This window comes from Nocardia sp. NPDC005978 (genome assembly GCF_040614455.1).
Lineage (GTDB): Bacteria > Actinomycetota > Actinomycetes > Mycobacteriales > Mycobacteriaceae > Nocardia.
The window spans coordinates 172,954-192,593 of the sequence record NZ_JBEXUS010000001.1 but is presented as its reverse complement, the minus strand read 5'-3'; the positions used below and the strand labels follow the sequence as shown (position 1 = coordinate 192,593).

The 19,640-nt window shown below is 69.8% G+C and carries 20 protein-coding genes; 8 read left to right on the top strand and 12 right to left on the bottom strand.

Annotated elements, in window-relative coordinates:
• The first annotated feature begins 40 nt into the window (after positions 1–40).
• Entirely contained in the window at positions 41–1,060 is a 1,020-nt protein-coding gene (locus ABZ319_RS00935; protein WP_354984200.1) for an SGNH/GDSL hydrolase family protein, read from the top strand.
• Here the strand turns inward: ABZ319_RS00935 and ABZ319_RS00930 are convergent.
• The 4 genes from ABZ319_RS00930 to ABZ319_RS00915 all read right to left on the bottom strand — a co-directional run bounded on the left by ABZ319_RS00930 (position 1,057) and on the right by ABZ319_RS00915 (position 4,264).
• On the bottom strand, positions 1,057–1,980 hold the full coding sequence (locus ABZ319_RS00930) for a cytochrome c oxidase assembly protein (protein ID WP_354984237.1): 924 nt from the start codon (positions 1,978–1,980) through the stop codon (positions 1,057–1,059). The genes ABZ319_RS00935 and ABZ319_RS00930 overlap by 4 nt on opposite strands.
• 82 nt (positions 1,981–2,062) lie before the next feature.
• A complete protein-coding gene (locus ABZ319_RS00925; protein WP_354984199.1) occupies positions 2,063–2,794 on the bottom strand; it encodes a thioredoxin domain-containing protein in 732 nt (243 codons plus the stop codon).
• Positions 2,795–3,019: 225 nt separating this feature from the next.
• Complete coding sequence (locus ABZ319_RS00920) at positions 3,020–3,466, bottom strand: hypothetical protein (protein ID WP_354984198.1); 447 nt, start codon at positions 3,464–3,466, stop codon at positions 3,020–3,022.
• A gap of 57 nt (positions 3,467–3,523) precedes the next feature.
• Positions 3,524–4,264 carry a TetR/AcrR family transcriptional regulator gene (locus ABZ319_RS00915; RefSeq protein WP_354984197.1) on the bottom strand — a complete coding sequence of 247 codons (741 nt, stop codon included), beginning with the start codon at positions 4,262–4,264 and terminating at the stop codon, positions 3,524–3,526.
• Between the two features lie 101 nt (positions 4,265–4,365).
• Between ABZ319_RS00915 and ABZ319_RS00910 the strand changes: the two genes are divergently transcribed.
• Both ABZ319_RS00910 and ABZ319_RS00905 read left to right on the top strand, forming a co-directional pair.
• The gene (locus tag ABZ319_RS00910) at positions 4,366–5,328 is read left to right on the top strand and encodes an ATP-binding cassette domain-containing protein (protein WP_354984196.1); all 963 of its coding nucleotides are present in this window, start codon (positions 4,366–4,368) and stop codon (positions 5,326–5,328) included.
• Complete coding sequence (locus tag ABZ319_RS00905; protein WP_354984195.1) at positions 5,325–6,143, top strand: ABC transporter permease; 819 nt, start codon at positions 5,325–5,327, stop codon at positions 6,141–6,143. The genes ABZ319_RS00910 and ABZ319_RS00905 overlap by 4 nt, the downstream gene beginning before the upstream one ends.
• A gap of 7 nt (positions 6,144–6,150) precedes the next feature.
• Here the strand turns inward: ABZ319_RS00905 and msrB are convergent, their stop codons facing one another.
• The 4 genes from msrB to ABZ319_RS00885 all read right to left on the bottom strand — a co-directional run bounded on the left by msrB (position 6,151) and on the right by ABZ319_RS00885 (position 10,435).
• Positions 6,151–6,594 carry a peptide-methionine (R)-S-oxide reductase MsrB gene (gene msrB, locus ABZ319_RS00900; RefSeq protein WP_354984194.1) on the bottom strand — a complete coding sequence of 148 codons (444 nt, stop codon included), beginning with the start codon at positions 6,592–6,594 and terminating at the stop codon, positions 6,151–6,153.
• A gap of 38 nt (positions 6,595–6,632) precedes the next feature.
• Positions 6,633–7,934: a glycosyltransferase family 87 protein gene (locus tag ABZ319_RS00895; RefSeq protein ID WP_354984193.1), complete on the bottom strand. Its 1,302-nt coding sequence runs from the start codon at positions 7,932–7,934 to the stop codon at positions 6,633–6,635.
• A gap of 113 nt (positions 7,935–8,047) precedes the next feature.
• Positions 8,048–9,610 carry an alpha/beta fold hydrolase gene (locus ABZ319_RS00890; protein WP_354984192.1) on the bottom strand — a complete coding sequence of 521 codons (1,563 nt, stop codon included), beginning with the start codon at positions 9,608–9,610 and terminating at the stop codon, positions 8,048–8,050.
• Between the two features lie 36 nt (positions 9,611–9,646).
• On the bottom strand, positions 9,647–10,435 hold the full coding sequence (locus ABZ319_RS00885) for a pyrimidine reductase family protein (RefSeq protein WP_354984191.1): 789 nt from the start codon (positions 10,433–10,435) through the stop codon (positions 9,647–9,649).
• 17 nt (positions 10,436–10,452) lie between these two features.
• Between ABZ319_RS00885 and zapE the strand changes: the two genes are divergently transcribed.
• Positions 10,453–11,478 carry a cell division protein ZapE gene (zapE, locus tag ABZ319_RS00880; protein ID WP_354984190.1) on the top strand — a complete coding sequence of 342 codons (1,026 nt, stop codon included), beginning with the start codon at positions 10,453–10,455 and terminating at the stop codon, positions 11,476–11,478.
• 44 nt (positions 11,479–11,522) lie between these two features.
• Positions 11,523–12,350: a tyrosine-protein phosphatase gene (locus ABZ319_RS00875; RefSeq protein WP_354984189.1), complete on the top strand. Its 828-nt coding sequence runs from the start codon at positions 11,523–11,525 to the stop codon at positions 12,348–12,350.
• Between the two features lie 114 nt (positions 12,351–12,464).
• On the opposite strand, the gene ABZ319_RS00870 is transcribed toward ABZ319_RS00875, so the two are convergent.
• On the bottom strand, positions 12,465–13,415 hold the full coding sequence (locus ABZ319_RS00870; RefSeq protein WP_354984188.1) for an oxygenase MpaB family protein: 951 nt from the start codon (positions 13,413–13,415) through the stop codon (positions 12,465–12,467).
• Between the two features lie 138 nt (positions 13,416–13,553).
• Here ABZ319_RS00870 and ABZ319_RS00865 point away from each other — a divergent pair, with 138 nt between their 5' ends.
• Positions 13,554–14,210, top strand: coding sequence for a helix-turn-helix domain-containing protein (locus ABZ319_RS00865; protein WP_354984187.1), 657 nt, complete (start codon positions 13,554–13,556; stop codon positions 14,208–14,210).
• Here ABZ319_RS00865 and ABZ319_RS00860 read toward each other — a convergent pair.
• Positions 14,207–14,704, bottom strand: a complete 498-nt coding sequence (locus ABZ319_RS00860) for a winged helix DNA-binding protein (protein WP_354984186.1) — start codon at positions 14,702–14,704, stop codon at positions 14,207–14,209. The genes ABZ319_RS00865 and ABZ319_RS00860 overlap by 4 nt on opposite strands.
• Positions 14,705–15,064: 360 nt before the next feature.
• Between ABZ319_RS00860 and ABZ319_RS00855 the strand changes: the two genes are divergently transcribed.
• Positions 15,065–16,696 (top strand): TlrC/CarA/OleB/SrmB family ABC-F type ribosomal protection protein, encoded by a 1,632-nt coding sequence (locus ABZ319_RS00855; protein ID WP_354984185.1) that lies wholly within the window; start codon positions 15,065–15,067, stop codon positions 16,694–16,696.
• Here the strand turns inward: ABZ319_RS00855 and ABZ319_RS00850 are convergent.
• Together ABZ319_RS00850 and ABZ319_RS00845 are read right to left on the bottom strand one after the other, a co-directional pair.
• Positions 16,677–17,216 (bottom strand): GNAT family N-acetyltransferase, encoded by a 540-nt coding sequence (locus ABZ319_RS00850; RefSeq protein WP_354984184.1) that lies wholly within the window; start codon positions 17,214–17,216, stop codon positions 16,677–16,679. The two genes, ABZ319_RS00855 and ABZ319_RS00850, sit on opposite strands and share 20 nt — an antisense overlap.
• Entirely contained in the window at positions 17,213–18,436 is a 1,224-nt protein-coding gene (locus ABZ319_RS00845; protein WP_354984183.1) for an MFS transporter, read from the bottom strand. The genes ABZ319_RS00850 and ABZ319_RS00845 overlap by 4 nt, the downstream gene beginning before the upstream one ends.
• A gap of 257 nt (positions 18,437–18,693) precedes the next feature.
• On the opposite strand from ABZ319_RS00845, the gene ABZ319_RS00840 reads away from it, so the two are divergent.
• A complete protein-coding gene (locus tag ABZ319_RS00840) occupies positions 18,694–19,602 on the top strand; it encodes a hypothetical protein (RefSeq protein ID WP_354984182.1) in 909 nt (302 codons plus the stop codon).
• The last annotated feature ends 38 nt before the right edge of the window (positions 19,603–19,640 follow it).

Below are 19,640 nucleotides of genomic sequence, written 5' to 3'. Positions count from 1 at the left end.
GGGGTGTACGCGGGCGGGCCTGGTAATCGAGGGAATTGCATTGATCAGTCTCAGGACCCGGGGCGTTCGCCCGCGCCGGCTCGGACCGGCCGTCGCCGTCGCCCTGCTCGCCGCGACGGTCTCGATGGGCGCGGTGGGCGCTCCCGGCTCGGCCCAGGCCGACCCGGCCGCCGAGGAGGGGCGCACGCTGGTCGTGCTGGGCGATTCGTTCGCCGCCAACCCCGCCTGCGACGGGGTGCTGGTCAAATGTGAAGGCGACAAGAACGCCTCGGCCTACGGCTGCTCGCAGCGCGACACCTCCTGGCCCGTGCAGTTGAGCGTGCTCATGGGCGTCGCCGGAACCCCGGACTTCGAAAACGCCACCTGCACCAACGCGTCCATCGATACCGGACCGGTCACCTCCACCGGCGAGGAGCTACCGGGCCGCGACGGCTACACCCTGTCGCAGCTGGCCATCAAGGCCGCGGCCAACGGCGCGTTCGGCCCGCGCACCAAGGTGGTCGCCCTGCAACTCGGCGCCAACGACGCGTGGCCGCGCGATTCGGCGACCGCCGCCGACGCCCCGACCCAGCTGATGTGCGCCTTCAACATGGAGCAGGGCTGCGACGTCGACACCGCGGCGGCACAGGACCGCTGGCCCCGCCTCGACGCCATCACCGGCCAGGCGTACGCCGAGCGCGTGCGCAAGGTCGTGGACTACGTGAAGTACTTCGCGCCCAACGCCCGGATCCAGCTCGTCGGCTATCCCGAACTGGCCCCGGCCGATTCGACCACCTGGTGCCTGGACGTGGCCGGCGTCGCCCGCTACGTGCAGCCGCGCGCCGGGGCGATCGACGAGTTCTGGAACCGCCTCGACGCCGCCGAACGCGAAGCGGCGCGGCTGCTCTCGATCGATTTCGTCGACGCCCGCGCGGCCACCGCCGGCCACGGGCTGTGCTCGGCCGACCCGTGGCTGCTGGGCGTGCTGGACCCGAAGGTGAACCTGGTCGGCCTGCCGTTCCACCCGTCCCCGCGCGGGGACGCCGCGGTGGCGGCCGCGGCGTTCGCCGGCGTCGGCTAGCGGCCGCCCGGCCGGGCCGGGGGCCGCACACCGCGGCGCAGCTGATCGAGATAGGCGTTGTACGCGCGCAGTTCGTCGTCACCGTGCCGGTCGGCGTACTTCTCGGCGATCGCGTTCTCGCGCGTTTCGTCGCGCCGCCAGCGGATGGCGAACACGATCACCACGATCAGCGCGACGGGTTCGCCGTACGACCAGGCGAGCCCGCCCGCGAACTTCTGATCGGCGAGCACGTCCAGGTTCCAGGCCGCGGGCGGGTCGGTGAACAACCCGATCATCGGCGCCGGGGCCATCATGAGGATGACGCCGATGAACACGTGCAGCGGCATCTCCACGAACAGATCGAAGAACCGGCCGAGGTTCGTCTGCCGCACCGGCAGCGGCCCGGTCGACAGCACCGGCACGACGAACAGGATGCCGCTCGCCAGGAAGAACACCTGGAGCAGCAGATGCCCGCCGAACGATGTCCCGAGCACGTCGAGCACATCGGTCAGATAGACGCCGTAGTAGCTGATCAGGAACACCGTGATGGTGACCCCCGGATGCAGCAGCACCCGTGCGGCCCGGCTGCGTAATCCGTTGAGCGCCAGCGCGACCGCGATCCGGCCCGCGCCCCGCCGCGGGGCGGCCCGCAGCAGCAGCACCCCGGGCGACCCCCAGACCAGCAGCGGCGGCACCACCATGGACAGCGTCAGGTGCGCGAACATGAAGGCGCTGAACACCTTGTACCCGTAGCCCTCGATCCCCAGGCCGGTGACCATCGCCAGCACCAGGCAGCCGCCGAGGAAACACGCGGTCCGCCACCACGGCCACCCTCGCCCGGTCGTTCGTCGTAGCCGGATCACCCCGGCCACGTACATCACCGCCGTGACTCCGGCGAGCACCGGGAGCACCGGCAGCGGTTGCGGGTCCCACGCCAGCATCGCCCCGAATGACGGGGGAGCGGTGGGCAATTCGATGAGGCCGCCGAGATGGCGCAGGCCGCTCACGACCGAGGTCTCCGCGCTACTCGGCGAGTGCGGCATCGATGGCCCCGATGAATTCGTCGGCGGAACTCGGGCGCAGCTGGACCCCGTCCAGGAAGAAGGTCGGCGTACCGCGCACACCGAGGGCGCGGCCGTCCTCGAAGTCCTGCCGCACGCGTTCCAGCGTCGCGGGATCGTTGTAGTCGGCCTCCCAGCGTGCGATGTCCAAACCGAGTTCCTGTGCGAACACACGGAATTCGGCGTCCTTGGCGACCCGCTGCTCACCCCAGCGCGCCTGATTGCGGTACATGGCCTTGTACATGCCCTCGAACGCGCCCTGCGCGGCCGCGGCCTCCACCGCCCGGGCGGCCCGTTCGGCGTTGAAGTGCGAGGGAATCGGGAAGTAGCGCACGACGAAGTTCACCCGCCCCGCGTACTTGGTGCGCAGATCCTCCACGAGCGGGAAGGCGGCCGCGCACGCCTCGCATTCGAAGTCGAGGAATTCGACCAGCGTCACCGCGTCGGGCGCGGCGGTGCCGAGCCGATGACTGTTCTCGCGCACCAGCAGTCCCGGCACGTCGGCCGCGGGCACGGGTGCGGCGGCGGGGACGGCCGCCTTGCGCTCATAGTTGATCGAGATGACGACCACGGTCGCCGCGCAGAGCAGGGCGACGATCGCCGCCGCGATCATCGGATTCCTGGTGCGCCGAGCGCCCGTCTCGGTTCGGGGAGCGGTGTTTTCGTGCCCGGCGGCGCGGAAGATGCGTGACATGGGTGTTCCCTACTGCGGAGCTCCGCGTTGCGGAGAGTGTGGGGGAGGGCGCGGGGAGCGCCGGTGACCGAACGGTTCCGGGCATGCGCGGATACGGCGCGGCGACCGATGGCCGTCGCGGGCGCGCGGCACACCGCAGTTCACCGGATTCGTGTGGGGGCACACCGAATTCGCGCGCCCCGGCGTCGGCTCACCCTCGGGGTCGTGCGAAAGGCCCCGTGGTCTCTACGTCCGCAGCACGCAGAGCATGGCCAGGCTGTACGCCCGGCGCGGTCGCCGCCCGGCCGGGATGTCCGGTGCGGCACGTGAGCGGGCGGGCCGGAACACGACCGGCCCGTACGCCCCGGCGATCAGCAGCAACGCGGCGATCAGCACCGCTACACAGAGGGCGGCGACATCGACCGGCACGTCGAAATCCGCTGCGGGCCAATCAACATCGAGCGCACCGCCGCCGACGGCGAGGAGGTCGGCTCCGCTCGGCGGCAACCCCGCATCGGCATCCGCCCCAGAGGCGCCGTGCATGCCCGAGTGCAGCGCCGCGTTCGCGGTCCCCGCCTCATCCAGGCACGGGGAACTCTGCAGCAGCGCGAGCCCGATGAGTGCCGCGAGCACGGCGAGCACGCGCACGAGCCCGGCTCGCGCGCTCACCCCGCGATCTCCGCCGCTGCGCACGGCCCCAGGGTAATGGGTGCGCTCGCGGCCGTTGCCCGGGGTGCGCCGCCCCGCCGGCTACCGGGCGCGCTCGTCCACGTACGCCTGCAATCCGTCCAGGATGCGGCGCAGGCCGAAGGTGAAATGATCGAAGGCGCCGAAGGCGTCCTCGGACAGTCCCGCCATCGTGGGATAGTTCCCGGTCGCCATGGCTCGTTCGATGTAGGGGACCTGCGCGGTCCAGAACTCGTCGTCGGTCATGCCGGTCTTGCGTTCGGCGTCCCGCTGATACATCTGGCCGCGGGCCGCGCCGATCACATAGTTGTCGATCATGATGATCGCCGAGATCAGTTCCGGGTCGGGCAAACCCATCGGCGTCAGCCGGGTGACCACGCGTTCGAGGCTCTCGATTGCGCTGGGGCCCAGCACCGGTCGCGTCTGATTGACCTGGATGAGCCACGGGTGATCGCGGTACAGCGCGAGGGTGCCGTGCGCCAGCGCCTCGAGCGCCGCCCGCCACCCCTCGCCGAGGAACTCGGGATCGTAGGGGCGCTGGACCCGGTCGAGCATGAGATCCAGCAGCTCGGCCTTGCCGGGCACATAGCGGTACAGCGACATCGCGCCCCTGCCGAGTTCGGTCGCCACCCGCCGCATCGTGACCGCTTCCAGCCCTTCGGCATCGGCGACGGCTATCGCGGCCTCGACGATCTGGTCCAGCGTCAGACCGGGTTTGGGCCCGCGGCTGGGCCTGGGCGCGGAATTCCAGAGCAGGTCGAGGGTGCGGCTCAGGTCGCCGCTACCGCTGGCCTCGGTCGTCATGGAGCTCAGCTTAGCCGCTTGGCACCGAACTGGGTACGTTGTACTCTAATTCGGGTACAACGTACTCAGTTTCAGGACGCACAGGTCCAAGGGGAGAAGAAGTGAACGACCACGCCATTCGAGCCGAAGGGCTCGAGAAGCGATACGGGGACAAGCGAGCCCTGGACGGATTCGATCTGACCGTGCGCCGCGGCACGGTGCACGGGTTGCTCGGGCCGAACGGCGCGGGCAAGACCACCGCCGTGCGGATCCTGTCCACCCTGGTGCGGCTCGACGGCGGCCGCGCCACCGTGGCGGGACTGGACGTGGCGACCGAGCCACGAGAACTGCGGGCGCGCATCGGCCTCACCGGCCAGTACGCGGCCGTGGACGAGGTGCTGACCGGCCGGCAGAACCTCGAAATGTTCGGCAGGCTCTTCCATTTGGGCGGCCGGCTCGCCAAGACCAGGGCGGGTGAACTACTCGAGCGCTTCGACCTGACCGACGCCGCGGACAAGGGCGTGGGCGAGTACAGCGGCGGCATGCGCCGCCGGCTCGACCTGGCCGCCTCCATGATCCTCGCGCCGCAGGTGCTCTTCCTCGACGAGCCCACCACCGGCCTCGATCCACGCAGCCGCGGCGAGGTGTGGGAATCGGTGCGCGCCTTGGTCGCCGACGGCACCACCGTGCTGCTGACCACGCAGTACCTGGAGGAGGCCGACCGCCTGGCCTCGCACATCACCGTCATCGATCGGGGCCGCGCCATCGCCGACGACACCGCGGACCGGCTCAAGAGCAGCGTCGGCAGCGATCTGCTCGAGGTGGTCTCGCACACCGCCGATCTGCGCCTGATCGCCAAGGTGCTGGACCGGGTGAGCGCGGGCGAGCCCGAGATCGACGAGGCCGCTCACGTGGTGCGGGCGCGCGTCACCGATCGTGTCGCCGCCCTCACCGCGGCCGCCCGGACACTCGAGGACGAGGCCGTACCCGTCGATGACATCGGCGTGCGCCGTCCCAGCCTGGACGACGTGTTCCTGCACCTGACCGGGCATCGCACCGGCGTCGAGACGGAGGCCGCACGATGAGCACACTCGATTCGATCCCCGCCCGCTCCCGGGCCTACTGGGCGGTGGCCGACAGCTGGAACGTGGTGCGGCGCGGGCTGACCCACTATCAGCGCCAGCCGATCAACATCGCCTGGCAGCTCGGCTTCCCGATCCTGTCGGTGCTGCTGTACGGCTACGTGTTCGGCAGCGCCATGAGCGTGCCGGGCGGCGGCGACTACCGCAGCTTCCTCATGCCCGGCATGTTCGTGATGACCATGGCCTTCGGCTTCATCAACACCGCGACGGTCGTGGTCCACGACGCCACGAACGGTGTGATCGACCGCTTCCGGTCCATGCCCATGGCGTCCTCGGCCGTGGTGGCCGGGCGCGGGATCACGGACCTGATCCTGGCCTGCGCGGAACTGGTCATCCTGATGCTCACCGCGATGGTCATCGGCTGGCGGCCCGAGGGCGGAATCCTGGGCGGCCTGGTCGCTTTCGCGCTGCTGCTCTGGTTGCGGTTCGCGCTGATCTGGCTCGGGGTCTGGCTCGGGCTCATGGTGCCGAACCCGGAGGCGGCGGGCGGGCTGTTCGCCGTCGCCTTCCCGCTCACGATGATCTCGAGCATTTTCGTTGCCCCGCAACTGATGCCGAGCTGGCTCGGCGCCATCGCGGCCTGGAACCCGATCTCCTCGACCTCCGCCGCCACCCGGGAGCTGTTCGGCTCCCCGGTCGGCAGCGGTGACACGTGGGTCGAACAGCACGCCCTGCTGATGGCGGTCGTGTGGCCCGCGGTCCTGACCGCGATCTTCCTGCCGCTCGCGGTCCGCAGGTTCCAGTCCCTGAGCCGCTGAGTGCGTGTCAGCCGGCGGAACCGGCCCCCGGCTCCAGGCGCAGCGAGATCGAGTTGATGCAGTACCGCTTGTCCGTGGGCGTGTCGTAGCCTTCGCCCTCGAAGACGTGGCCGAGGTGGCTGTGGCAATTGGCGCACAGCACCTCGACCCGGCGCATGCCGAGGGTGTCGTCGGCCTTGAGGATGACCGCCTCGGACTTGGCGGGATCGAAGAACGAGGGCCAGCCGCAGTGCGAATGGAACTTCTCGCTGCTGCGGAACAATTCGGCTCCGCACGCGCGGCAGGCGTAGACGCCCTCGGTCTCGGTGTCGGTGTATTCCCCGGTGAACGCGCGCTCGGTGCCCGCTTCCCGCAGTACGCGGTACTCGTCCGGGCTCAGCTTGGCTCGCCATTCCTGCGGGGTCAGCTGGATGCGCGGTGCCGGTAGCGAAGTATCAGCGTCGGAACTCATGGTTACACGCTAATACTTCGCGCGGGCGCGTGCCCGAATCAGGTGGTGACGGGTTCGGGAACGGCCGGGCGGGGCTGGTCGGCGCGCACCGGCTCGGGCCGCGGCTCGGGTTCCGGTTCGGGATGCATCCACGCCGGATCCAGGGTCTGCCCGTCGCGCAGGCGGCCTTCGCGGCGCGCCGACAGGTACCGCTCGCCCAGCACGCAGAACACCACGATGAGCAGCAGTCCCCAGCCGAAGGTGGTGCGCAGGTACTCCATGGTGCGCCCGGCGCTCTGCCAGCGGTCCGAGAGCCACTTGTCGTAGGACAGGAATCCGAAGATCGCCACCCACGCCGGCCAGTTGCGCAGCGTCGAGTTCTTCAGCACCACGGTCATGATCATGGGGAACAGGAACATCGAGTAGTACATCTGCCCGAGCGAGCCCAGCAGCAGCGTGCCCGCGATCAGCAGACCCGAGGCGGTGCAGACGAAGAAGACCTCGTCGTCGCGGTAGTACCGGTACAGCAGCCACAGCGAAATCAGCACCAGCACACCCATGGTGATCCGGATGACCCAGGTCAGCCAGTCCGCGACGCCGTAGTATCCGGCGTTGCCGACGATCGCGCTGTTGAAGTAGTCCCGCGATTCGCTCAGGTACGGCAGCGTGTGCTTCCAGAACTGGGTGTAGTCCACGATGAGCGGCCAGGCCGCCAGGTTCAGCACGACCGGAACGCCCAGGGCCGTGATGAAGATCTTCCACTGCCCGCGGGCCAGCGCTATCAACAGCAGCGGCGCGAGCAGCGGGCCCTTCACCGAGATCGCCAAACCCATTGCCACACCGGCCCATAGATCCCGGCGCGCCAGCATGAACCGCAGGAACACCATCATCGCCAGCAGCAGGCAGCCGTTGATATTGGTGAAGATCAGTGTGTTGGTGACGGTTTCGGAGGAGAACATGGCCAGCAGCAGCGCGGGCGCGGCCACCGAGTTCAGCGTGAAGTCGAACATGCGCAGCAGCAGATAGCCGGCCAATATGATCGCCGCGGCGTTGAGCCCGATGAAGGCCCAGCGCGACTTCTCCGGATCGATCAGGGCCAGCGGCGCGATGATCAGCGTCCCACTGGGTGGATAGAGATAGTGCGGATCGACGGAGTCGAAATTGGCGCCGTAGATGGGCCGATGGTTCAGAAACGCCAGCGATGCCTGGTAGACCGGCCGGTAGTCATCGGTGATGTACCCGTTGACGGCCTTGATGATCACGCGGTTCAGCACGGTCAGGACCGCTAACGGCCACAGGGCGAAGTTCAATACCTCGGCGGTGGTACGCGCGGTTCGGGGCTCGAGCTGGCGAAGGAACACTCGGGCACGGTACACCGAAAGGCACGGTCACGGGTGCGCGGACCCGCCGAAACCATGCCGTGGCGCACACCGGACCCGCCGGTCGTAGCCCGGTTGCGGCTTTGCGACCTACATCACGCCGGGCAGGCGGTCCCGTCTGCGGGCAGCGTCGCGTCCTTCAGATAATCGGCCACCGTCTGCTGTGCGCAGCCCGAATGCGCGAAGGTCGGATGTCCCCAGCCCTGCCACACCACGGTCGCCGTGCGCGCGCCGGCCGCGCCGAGCACGCCGGTGACCGACGGGCGGCCGTCGGTTCCGGCCACCGGGTCGGCGTTGCCGCCGAGCACGAGCACCGGCCGCCCGAACTTCTCCGGCAGGCCCATGGGCGCGGCCGCGGGCCACGCCGAGCACGACATCAGATCGATGGCCGCGACCTTGCCGAACACCGGATAGCTCGAGCCCCAGGTGGTCAGCAGTTCCTTGGCGCGGCCCGGGGTGGCGGGCTGCGCGTTGTCGCTGCACCGGTTCACGTATTCGCCGTCGTTGGCGATGGCCGCGGTCTCGCGCTGCACGAAGGGGGTGATCGGCCCGCGGTCGTTGCGCCCGAGTGCGGCCAGGGCGTCGGCGAACTCGGTGATCTGCGCGTTCTGCTGGGTGCGCGGATCGCCCAGGAACCCGTTGAGCGTGGTGACCAGGCTCGAGACGGCCAGGTCGCCGAACGCGCCGTTGCCGGCCCGGTTCACCAGGTCGGCGATGGCCGCGCGCGGATCGGCGCCGAGCGCGCACTTGAGCGCGGCGCAGCGTTGTGCGTACGCGGTCAGCGCGGCCTCGGCCCCCTTGACCCGCTGTTCGGTGCGGCCCACCGCGTCCAGTCCGACCGCCTGCGGTGAATCCAGCACCAGCCGGCCCAGATGCTCGCCGTATTTGCGCGCGTAGCTCAGTGCCACGGCCGCGCCCTGCCCGGTGCCCAGCAGCGCGATCTGATCGACCTGCCAGGTCCGGCGCAGCTGATCGATGTCGTCGGCGGCGTGCCCGGCGTCGAAGGTGCCCTGGGCGGGGGACAGGAAGTCCAGGCACTCGATGGTGGCGTCCTGGCTGGCCTCGGCGACCGCGTCCACCGGATCGGTTGCACCGCGCGTGAATTGGGCCTGCTCGGCGATCTGTTTGCGCAGCTCGGGGGTGAGGCAGTTGACCGGCTGCGAACTGCCGATGCCGCGCCGATCCACCGCGACGATCGGCCGGGTGGCCAGCAGCGGGCCGGCGGGCCCGGCGGCGAGCGCGGCCAGGGTGGCGGTCGAGGCGCGATCCGACCCCGAGGTCAGCACGAGCGGCGCCGCGTCCGCCGGGGTGCGGTCATAGCGAGCGCGCATGGCCGCGGTCCGGAAATTGCCCGACACCGACCCGGCGGCGTCGACCTGGGTGGTGTACTCGGCGCATTCGAGCACGAGCCCCGCGGGCGGCGTGCCCAGCGACAGCAGGTTGAAGCTCGGCACCGTGCAGTCGTGCCAGGACAGTTCGGCTTTGGGCACCTCGGGCGCGGGCGGCGCGGGTTCGCCGGGCGCGGTGGTTTCCGCGACCCCGGCCTGATGCGGCCGTTCCACGGCGACATCCGGCCGATTCGACGGACCGGCGCCACAGGCGGTGGTCACCAGCAGGGAGAGTGTGGACGCCACCAGAGCGGCCCGAGTCCAGCGCATGCGGTACAGCCTGCCAGGTCCGGCGCCCGGTTTCAGCTAGAGGGTGTGTGCGCGCGTCCATTGGGTGAGAATCGTGCCGTCCTCGGCGAAGATCAGCTGGCGGCAGGTCATGGGCGTGGGCATGGCGTTGGGGGACACGGCGATTCGCCGCTCGTTCCCGGCGACCAGCAGGGGAGACACGGTCAGGCACAGCTCGTCGACGGCCCGTGCGGTGATCAGATCCCCGAACAGCGCGGGTCCGCCCTCGCACAGGATCCGGCGCAGGCCCAGGGTTTCGAGGGCCGCGAGCAGCCCGGCCGCGCTCACGGACGACTCGCCCGCGACCACGATCTCCCCGCCCGCCTCGGCTAGTTCGCGTGTGCGGTCGGCGGGCGCGGCGGCGGTGGTGATGATCAGGGGCCGCGCCCCGGTGTCGGTGAACAGCCGGCTGTGCGGGTCCAGCGCGGCGCGCGCGGTCACCACCGCGATGCGCGGGGCCGCGCCGTCGGCGTCCCCGCCCATCCCGTGGTGGTACAGCCGGGTGCGCAGGTGCGAATCCGTATGCGCCGCCCCGTAATTCTCCGCGCGCGCGGTGCCCGCGCCCACGACCACCACGTCGGCCAGATCGCGCAGGACGCGGAACACCTGCCGGTCCGCCGGCGTGCCCAGGCCGCCCGAGCGACCCTCCAGCGACACCGCGCCGTCGATGCTGGTGACGAAGTTGACGCGCACGTAGGGCGCCTGCGGTCCGACGGGGTACGCGTACAGGCGCACGAGGTCGTCGTGGGTGAGATCTGTGAGCTGGATCGCATTGGGCATACGCTGCATGAGGACCGATCTCACCACGTCCGTACGCTGTCCGGGTGCAACAACGCCTCGTCGATCGCCACCCGGAGGTTCCGGCTGACCAGCTGGTGGCCCAGATGGTTCCCCCGCCCACGTTCGATGAGGTCAGTTTCGCCTCCTACATCCCGGATCCGAAGGAGCCCTCGCAGGCCGCGGCCGTGCAGAAGGCGGAGCAATTCGCGAACGCGGTCACCAAGCTGCACAAGGCCGCGGCCAAGAAGCCGCTCTTCGGCAAGAAGAAGCCGGTCTCGGGCATCGGCCTGTATCTGGACGGCGGCTTCGGCGTGGGCAAGACCCACCTGCTGGCCTCGATCTTCCACAGCGTGCCGGGCCCCAAGAGCTTCGGCACCTTCGGCGAGGTCACCAATCTGGTCGGCGCGCTGGGCTTCAACAACACCGTCGATCGGCTGGCCGCCAACAGCGTGCTGTGCATCGACGAGTTCGAACTCGACGATCCGGGCGACACCATGCTGGTCTCGCGGCTGCTCTCGGAGCTGACCGCGCGCGGGGTGTCGATCGTGGCCACCTCCAACACCCTGCCCGGTCAGCTGGGCGAGGGCCGGTTCGCGGCCTCGGACTTCATGCGCGAGATCAAGAAGCTGGGTTCGCTGTTCGAGCCCATCCGCGTCGACGGCCCGGACTACCGGCATCGCGATCTGCCGCCCGCCCCGGAGCCGACCGCGTCCGCGGTGCTGGCCGAGAAGGCCGCCGCCACACCGGGTTCCACGCTCGACGATTTCGACGCGCTGCTGAAGCACCTGGCCACCCTGCATCCCTCGCGGTACAACGCGCTCATCCACGACGTGACCGCGGTGTACATCGACGGCGTGCACACGGTGACCGATCAGGCCGTGGCGCTGCGCGTGGTGGTGCTGGCCGACCGCCTCTACGACGCGGGCACCCCCGTCACCGTGTCCGGCGCCAAGCTGGACCAGATCTTCTCCGCCGAAATGCTGGACGGCGGCTACCGCAAGAAGTACCTGCGTGCCATCTCGCGCCTGCTGGCGCTGTCCCGGTTCGAGGTGCAGGCGGCCGCGTCCTGACGCCCGCCCGGCCACGAGCCGGGAGATCGAGAAAGGGAAGTTGAATGATCCGATCCCGCAAGCTCGGCGCCTCCCTGGTGCTGGCCTCGGCGCTGTCGCTGGGCGCGCTGCCCACCGTGGCCCTGGCTCAACCGCCCGCCGTGGCCACGGTGAACCCGCCGGCCTCGACGAACGCCGTCCTGGTGGACCCCGCGGCCCGCTCGCTGCATCTGCAGGGGGTGGTGAACGCGCGTGACGCCGGCGGCTACCGCACCATCGACGGCCGCACCGTGCGCACGGGTCTGGTCTATCGCACGGGCGAGCTGAGCAAGGCCACCGACATCGATCTGGCCGATCTGTCCGGTCGCGCGGTGAAGTCGGTGCATGATCTGCGCACCGGCATCGAACAGCAGCTCATGGGCGCGGACCGGATTCCGGCCGGCGCGACCGCGTACCACAACGACGTGATCGGCCAGGCGCCGCCGGAGGTCATGGCCTCCACCCTGACCGCGGGCACCGATCTGTATCGCGCCTTCATCACCGCCCCGGGCGCGAACCAGGCGTTCGCGGACGTGCTGCGCGACATCGCGCACAACGACGGCGCGGTGCTGTTCCACTGCACCGCGGGCAAGGACCGCACGGGCTGGACTTCGGCTGTGCTGCTGAGCATTCTGGGCGTGGACCGGGCCACGGTGAACTACGACTACCTGCTCTCGAACTACTTCCGCAACGCCCAGGCCGACGACGCGATGAACGGCGTCGTGCAGTCCGCACTGGACGCCGCCTTCGATCAGGCGAACCAGAGCTACGGCAGCTTCGACAACTACGTGCGCGACGGGCTCGGGCTCACCGATGCCGACGTCGCCGCGCTGAAGGCGAAAATGCTGTCCTGACAGCCGTTTTCGATTCGGCAGTTGTCGGTGGACGACTGACGAGGCCCGGCCGGATTCCGGCCGGGCCTCGTTGTTGCCGAGACTCGCTGTGGCGGTTGTGTTTCTGTGGTCGTGCTAACTCGCCTCGGCGATCGGGGTGCGCGTTCCGCGCAGGCTGTACAACTCTCGCGCCCGGGCGGGAGTGATGGTCTCGAGCGTCGCGGGCAGGTCCTTGGACAGGTGCTGCTTCAGGATCTGCCCCGCCATCGGCGCCACGAACGGCGCGGCCTTGATCAGGCCGAACGAACCGAACAGCGTGAAGAGCCACACGATGAGCTTGACCGGAAGCTTGATCAGCGGATCGGCGATGCGAGGCACGTTGTAGCGCCCCAGCTTCCGCATCCACATCGGGGTCAGCGCCGCGGTGGGCAGCGACAGCAGCCGGCTGCCCAGGTAGTAGCCCAGGCCCGCGCCGTTGCGGGGCGAGGTGCGCAGCAGATGGTGCATGCCCTCCTCGGCGCGCACCGAGGTGCACAGTCGCGGCTTCACCTGTTCGAAGTACTCGCGGATGCCCTCGCGGGTGCGCGGCACGTCCTCGGGCTTGCAGGTCTGGAGTTCGGCGGCGATCGCGCACTCCTGCCAGAACCGGGCTTCGTCCGCGGGGCTCAGCTTGCCCGGCCCGTACACCTCGTACGCCTTGAGCACCGAATGCCAGCCGGTGAGGTGGATCCACAGCTGGGTCTCCGGGCTGTTCGCCGCGTAGCGCTTGCCGCTGATCGGCTCGATGCCGGTCATGGGCGCGTGGACCTGCATGAGGTGTTCCGAGGCCTGGATGGCGGTGCGCCCGTCGGCGATGGCGGCGAGCAGGAAGTAGGAGAAGGTGCGGTCCAGCCGGCCGCGCGGATCGCTGTAGATCCCCTGCGAGTCGGCGACCGACGCGGTCAGGAACGGGTCGAAGTGCTCGAGGACGACCGCGCGCTGGAAGCCGATGACCGCGGTCGGTGCGGTCCAGACCTTCCAGCTGGGTGAATCGGGTCCGAAGAACCCGTAGTCGTCCCGGCGCAGGGTGGTCGGGTCGAAGCTCATCGTTGACTCCTTGTGGGGCTGCTCGCCGGACGGGCTGCTCATCCGAAGCGAATACAACGCCACCGTAGCAATTGGTTCGCGGGAATACAACGGTCGCGTAGGATTACCGTCAATCGACCAGTCGAAAGCGGGATGAGGGTGACCGATTCACACACGGCGGAACGGCCGCGGCGTCGTTACGCACCGCGGCTGCCACCGCACGAGCGGCGTGCGCAACTGCTCGACGCGGCCTTCGCGGTGCTGAGCCGCGCGGGGTTGCACGAACTCAGCATGGAAGCGGTCGCGCAGGAGGCCGGCGTCGGAAAGCCGGTGCTGTACACCGTGTTCAAGACGCGCGCCGAGTTGGTGGAGGCGCTGGTGGAACGCGAACTCGAGCGTGGCCTGGATCAGGTGGTCGACACGCTGCCCACCGATCTGCTGGGCGCGGATCCGGTGCGGGTCGCCTCGCGCACAGTCGCGGCGTTCGTCGGTGTGGTGCTGGAGAATCCGACCCGCTGGCGACTGATCCTGGCCGGCCCCGGCGCCGCGCCGCAGGAGTATCACGCGGCCCTGCGCAGTTCGCGCACCGGCATCTTCGATCAGGCCGAGGCGCTCATCCGCATGGGGGCGGCACTCGATCAGCGGTGGGCGGCAATGGATTCCGCCCTGCTGGCCAACTCCCTGCTCGCCGTGGCGGAAATGCTGGGCGGTCTGGCGATCAGTGATCCCGAGGGCTACCCGCGCGAGCGCCTGGAGGCGTACGTGAGTTCGATCGTGCACCTGCTCGGCGGTGGCGGGCCGCCCGCGGCGGGCTAGGGGCGGCGCTCGCTGTCCCAGCGGTCGAGCAGGGCGGGCATCTCCCGGGCCATCCACACGAAGAACTCGTGCATGTCCCGGACTCGGGCCGCCTGCTCGCCGCGCGGATCGTCGAACAGCTCGAGCCCGCGCTGGGTCATGGCGGTGAGCCCGGCGTACATGCCGGTCTGCTGGCGGGTGAGCTCGGGCAGGATGGCCGGCCGAATGGTGTAGTAGTCGCGCCGATTACCCGGTTTGGTGGCCTTGTCGACCCAGCCCATGGTGGTGAGGGTCTTGAGCGCGCTGGAGATCGAGCCCTTGGACGCCCGCAGCGCGTCGGTGATCTGATTGAACGTCTGCTCGGGCGGATTGCAGACCAGTAGCCATCCCGCCGCCCGCCCGGCCATGCGCACCAGACCCATGCGCTCGAGCACGAGCGCGAAATCCTCGACGAAGGCCAGCTGCGCTTCGGTGGGGGCGGGACCCTCGTGCGGTTCCGAGGCTGCGCTGGTCATGGGTGGAGCCTTCCTTCCGCCGAACCGGGCTGTGTCGGAGACACGACCTGTTCAGTCTCGACTGAACAGGCAAAACATGTCAACTCGGGGGTTGCCGAGCGCGTTCGAAAAAGGGGTTGACGACCCGGACGCGACTTCGCTAGCTTCGTACACCTCATGCATTTGTTCTTCGTTTCGCTGTAATCGCCACGCCGCGTTGAGCTTTGCTCCGCCGCGTTTGTTCACCCCGTGCCCTTCGCCGCTCGTGTCTTCGATCGGTCGATGATTCGACCACTCGGGTATTCAGCACCGGGCGTTCGCTTTTCGTGCGGGTTCTCTCAGCGATCCGGCGCCGCACCGCGCCGGGAACAGGAGCTTGCCATGCGCACCGCGCAACTCACCCTCTCCGGCGTCACCAAGCGCTACGACGACCGCATCGTGCTCGACGCGGTCACCCTGTCCGTCCGGCCCGGCGACAAGATCGGCGTTGTCGGTGACAACGGATCCGGGAAGTCGACCCTGCTCCGGCTGATCGCCGGTCGCGAACTCCCCGACAACGGCGACGTGATCGTCCAATCCCCGGGCGGGACAGGTTATTTGGCGCAGACCCTGACCCTGCCGCCGACGGCCACCGTGGCCGACGCCATCGATCTGTCCCTCCAGGAGCTCCGTGAACTCGAAAACCGTCTCCGTGCCGCCGAAGCGGCCCTGGTCGCACCGGGGGCACTCGGCAAACGCCTCGAGCGCTACGAGGAGCTGGTCGCCCGCTTCGAAGCGCGCGGCGGCTATGAAGCCGAACTACGCGTCGAGGCGGCGCTGACCGGGCTCGGCCTGCCGGGTCTGGACCGAGATCGACCGCTGGGCACGCTGTCCGGCGGCGAGCGGCGGCGGCTGGCGCTGGCGGGCACGCTCGCCTCCGCCCCGGAACTGCTGCTGCTCGACGAACCCACCAACGATCTCGACCTCGCGGCGGTGGAGTGGCTCGAGCGCGAACTGCGGGCTCATCGCGGCACCGTCGTCGCGGTCACCCACGATCGCGTCTTCCTCGAACGCATCACCTCGGTGGTGTTCGAGGTGGAGGCGGGCCGGGTCTCCCGGCACGGCAACGGCTACGCGGGGTACCTGACCGCCAAGGCCGCCGAACGCCGCAGGCGGCAGTTCGAGCACGACCGGTGGCGGGCCGAGCTGGCTCGCAATCGCCGCCTGGCGGAGTCGAATGTGGCTCGGCTGGCGGCGATTCCCCGAAAACTGCCGCTGGCGAACTTCGCGGCCGGTCCGTTCCGGGCGCGCGGGCGCGCTCACGGGGCCATGTCCCGGGTGCGCAATGCCAAGGAGCGGGTGAGCCGCCTGAACGCCGAACCTGTTGCCCCGCCGCCGGATCCGCTGCGTTTCGGCGCGGAGCCGATGGCGGCGGGGGAGTCCGCCGCGGCGGTGGTGGCCGAGCTCGATCGGGTCCGGGTGGACGGCAGGCTGTTCCTGGACGGCCTGCGCCTGGGCGCGGCCGACCGGCTGCTGGTGACCGGGCCCAACGGCGCGGGCAAGACCACGCTGCTGCGCCTGCTGGCCGGCGAACTCGCACCGGACGGCGGCGCGGTGACCGTGCACGGCCGGGTGGGCCACCTGCGGCAGGACGAATCGCCGTGGCCACCGCGGCGCACGGTGCTCGAGGCGTACGCGGACGGCCGCCTCGGCTGCGCCGACGAGTACGCCGAGGAGCTGCTGTCGCTGGGCCTGTTCCGTCCGGCGGAGCTGGCGTTGCGCCTCGAGGAGCTGTCCTACGGCCAGCGCCGGCGCATCGAATTGGCGCGCCTGGTCAGCGATCCCGCGGATCTGCTGCTGCTGGACGAGCCGACCAACCACCTGTCCCCGGCCCTGGTCGAAGACCTGGAGCGGGCGCTGGCGGGCTACCCGGGCGCGGTCGTGCTGGTCACCCACGACCGGCGCATGTGTGCCCGATTCCGGGGCAGGCGACTGGAATTGGACGCGGGCGCGGTCAGAAACTCCGCTGCATGACGTAGTCGTGATGCCGCTGGGAGCCGACGAGAAAGGTTTTGGTGCCCGCGACAACGAAGCCGTGTTTGCCGTAAAACCGCTGGGCGCGGGCGTTCTGCTGATTCACGCCCAGCCAGACCGCGGCGCTGCCGTCCGCGCGCGCGGCCTCCAGTGCCGCGGTCATGAGTGCGGCGGCGACGCCGTTGCCGTGGTGACCGGGCAGCACGTACATCTTGCTCAGCTCGGTCACCGGGCGTGTCTCGATCACCGCGGCCACGTCCGGATCGGCGGGCTCGCCGGCGTTGAGCAGTGCGTAGCCGACGATGTCTCCGTCGGACACGGCCCGGAGCACGATTCGAGCGGGGTCCTTCAGGTACTCGCGGAATCGTTCGGCCGAGAGCCACTGCTCGATGAAGGCGGCGATGTCGGCCTGGGTGGATTCCGGCGGGCAGGCCAGGGGAAAGGTGGCGGCGGCGACCTCGCCCAGCTCGGCGGCATCCGGGATATCGGCCCGTTCGACGGTCACTGGAAAGTTGCTCACTTGTCCAGTGAAGCACGCCCTGTTTCCGGTAGCGCGGGCGCGGCGGTCACTGTGGCGCGGGCGTGGAAGACCTGCGCGCAGGCGATGAGAATCAGCGCGAACAGCAGCGTCGCCCCGAAGCCGCCGCGCAGGTCGGTGGCCGCGGCCAGCGCGCCCACGACGACCCCGCCCACCAGCGTGCCGGCGTAGTTGAACAGGTTGAGCCGCGCGATCACCGAGTCCAGTCCGCGGCCGCTGGTGAGCCGGCCCGCTTCGCTGAAACACAGTGGCGCGATGAGCGGCAACCCGATGCCGGCGACGAGGAACCCGGCGATGGCCACGGCCGGACCGGGCGCGGCCACCGCCACCGCCAGTCCGATCGAGCCGATGATCGAGGCCACCCGCACGACCGCGCGCGGCCCGTAGCGCCGGACCAGCAGGTCGCCGGTGAGCCGCCCCACCAGCGAGGCGCCCTGATAGGCGGCCAAAGCCAGTGCGGCGGTGGACGACGAGGCCGCCAGCACATCGGTCAGGAACAGCGCCGACCAGTTGCCGACGGCGAAGTCGATCGCGAAGGCCAGCGCCAGCACGATGCCGAAGGCCAGGAACAGGCGCGTGGGAACCGGTGCGGCGGTGTCGGTTTCGGCGGGACCGGACTCGGCCGCGGCCGCCGGCAGCAATCGCGGCCCGGTCGCGAGCGTCACCGCCAGCACGATCGCGGCCGCGATCAGCACCGACACCCGCAGCGACAGCCCGAGTGATTCGAAGACCGAGACGCACAGCGCGCCGGTGATCGCGCCCGCACTCCAGGCGGCGTAGAACGAGGACAGCACGAACCGGCCGTAGCCGTGCTGGATGAACACCGCCTGCATATTGGTTCCGGCGTCGACGATGCCCACCGCCACGCCGTACACCCCCAGCGCGGCGAACAGCACGATCCGGTTCGGCGCGAAGGCCACGCCCACACCGGAGGCCGCGATCAGCAGCAGGCCCAGGCGCAGCGCGGCCCGGCTCGATCGGTACACCGCCAGCTTCTCCGCGGCGATGCTGCCGCCACCGGCCAGCAGCGAGATCAGGGCGACCGCGGCTACGATATCTTTGTCGGTGAGCCCGAACAGATCGCGCTGCTGCGGCAGTTCGGTGAGCACCACGGCCAGGAAGAATCCCTGTAGCGCGAAGGCCGCCGAGTTCGCGGCGCGAGCGCCCCGCAGTTGCGGGCCGGGGGTGAGCGGGTGAATCATCCGGAAAGAGTAGCGACGGCAACGATCGGCGGCATCCCGGGTGGCGATAACAGTCCGTTCGGCACTTGATCACGCCGCGCTCGCGGTTGGGTAACGAATATGGTCGCTTTACCGACCGAGTACACCGGTGCTGCTGCACTCTTGATGTCAGGCGTGGACCGGTGGTTTCCGGGCACTACGGAAGCGGTTCATGATGAAGTGGCTGGGGCGGTGATCGTGTGAGTACGAGGCGAGTGGAAGTTCCACCTGGTCGATCGGTGGCTCTCGCTGATCCGGACCCGAATCCGAAGACCGCCGGGGCTGATTCGCGCGGTCACGCGCCGGAAGACCGCTGCCGCGAGCCTGGGTGCGCGGCGTGTCGCTGGGACGCCCAGCGCTTCAAGTACTGGCTGCGCAGCCGGCTGGCGACGGCCGGAGTCGACGCGCAGGTCGATGTGTCCATCGGCACCTCCACCCCGGATGTGCTGTGGCGCAAGGGCGATCGTGTCTGCGCCATCGAGATCACGACCTCCGCCCCCGAGCTGGCGCGCGCCCGCGCGGTCACCGCCGCGCTGCGCACCAGCGGGTGCACCGAGATCGTGTGGATCTGCCCGCCGGGCTGGTGGATCACCCAGCTGCCCGCCCTGGCCCTGGACGACTTCGCCCCCGAGGCATGCGACTACCGTACGGTGGGCGGCATGCTGGTGGCCGGCCCGGGCGGCGTGGTGTCGCCCGACCAATCCGCTTGCGAGCTGCGAGATTTCATCAGCGACTGGGTCGCGGAAGAGCTCGCCTACGGCTTCCGTGACGAGCACACGGGAGGGTGGGCGACGGTGACCGACTGGGAACGGCACACGCGGACACAGGCGACGGTCATCGCGCGTCAGCGCCAGGAGCTCATGAATCAGCGCACCGCCCTGGCCGTGGCGCGAAAGGCCACCCGCGACAAGGCGAAACAGCTGCTGCGCCTGACCCATCGCCTCGAACGCGCCGAACTCTCCGCTCAGCAGCAGGCCGATGATCTGGCTCAGGCGCGCCGCAAACTGGCCGACCACAACCGCGTGGACGCCACCCTGCGCATCACCGTGGCGGGTCAGAAGGCGGCGATTCAGCACTGGCAGTTGATCAGCTGGTTCGCCCTGCTGATCATCGTCACCTTCATCGCGGCCGGCCTGGTCATCGTCTGACCGATTCGCCGCGTTCGATCACCCTGCCCGGCAGCGTC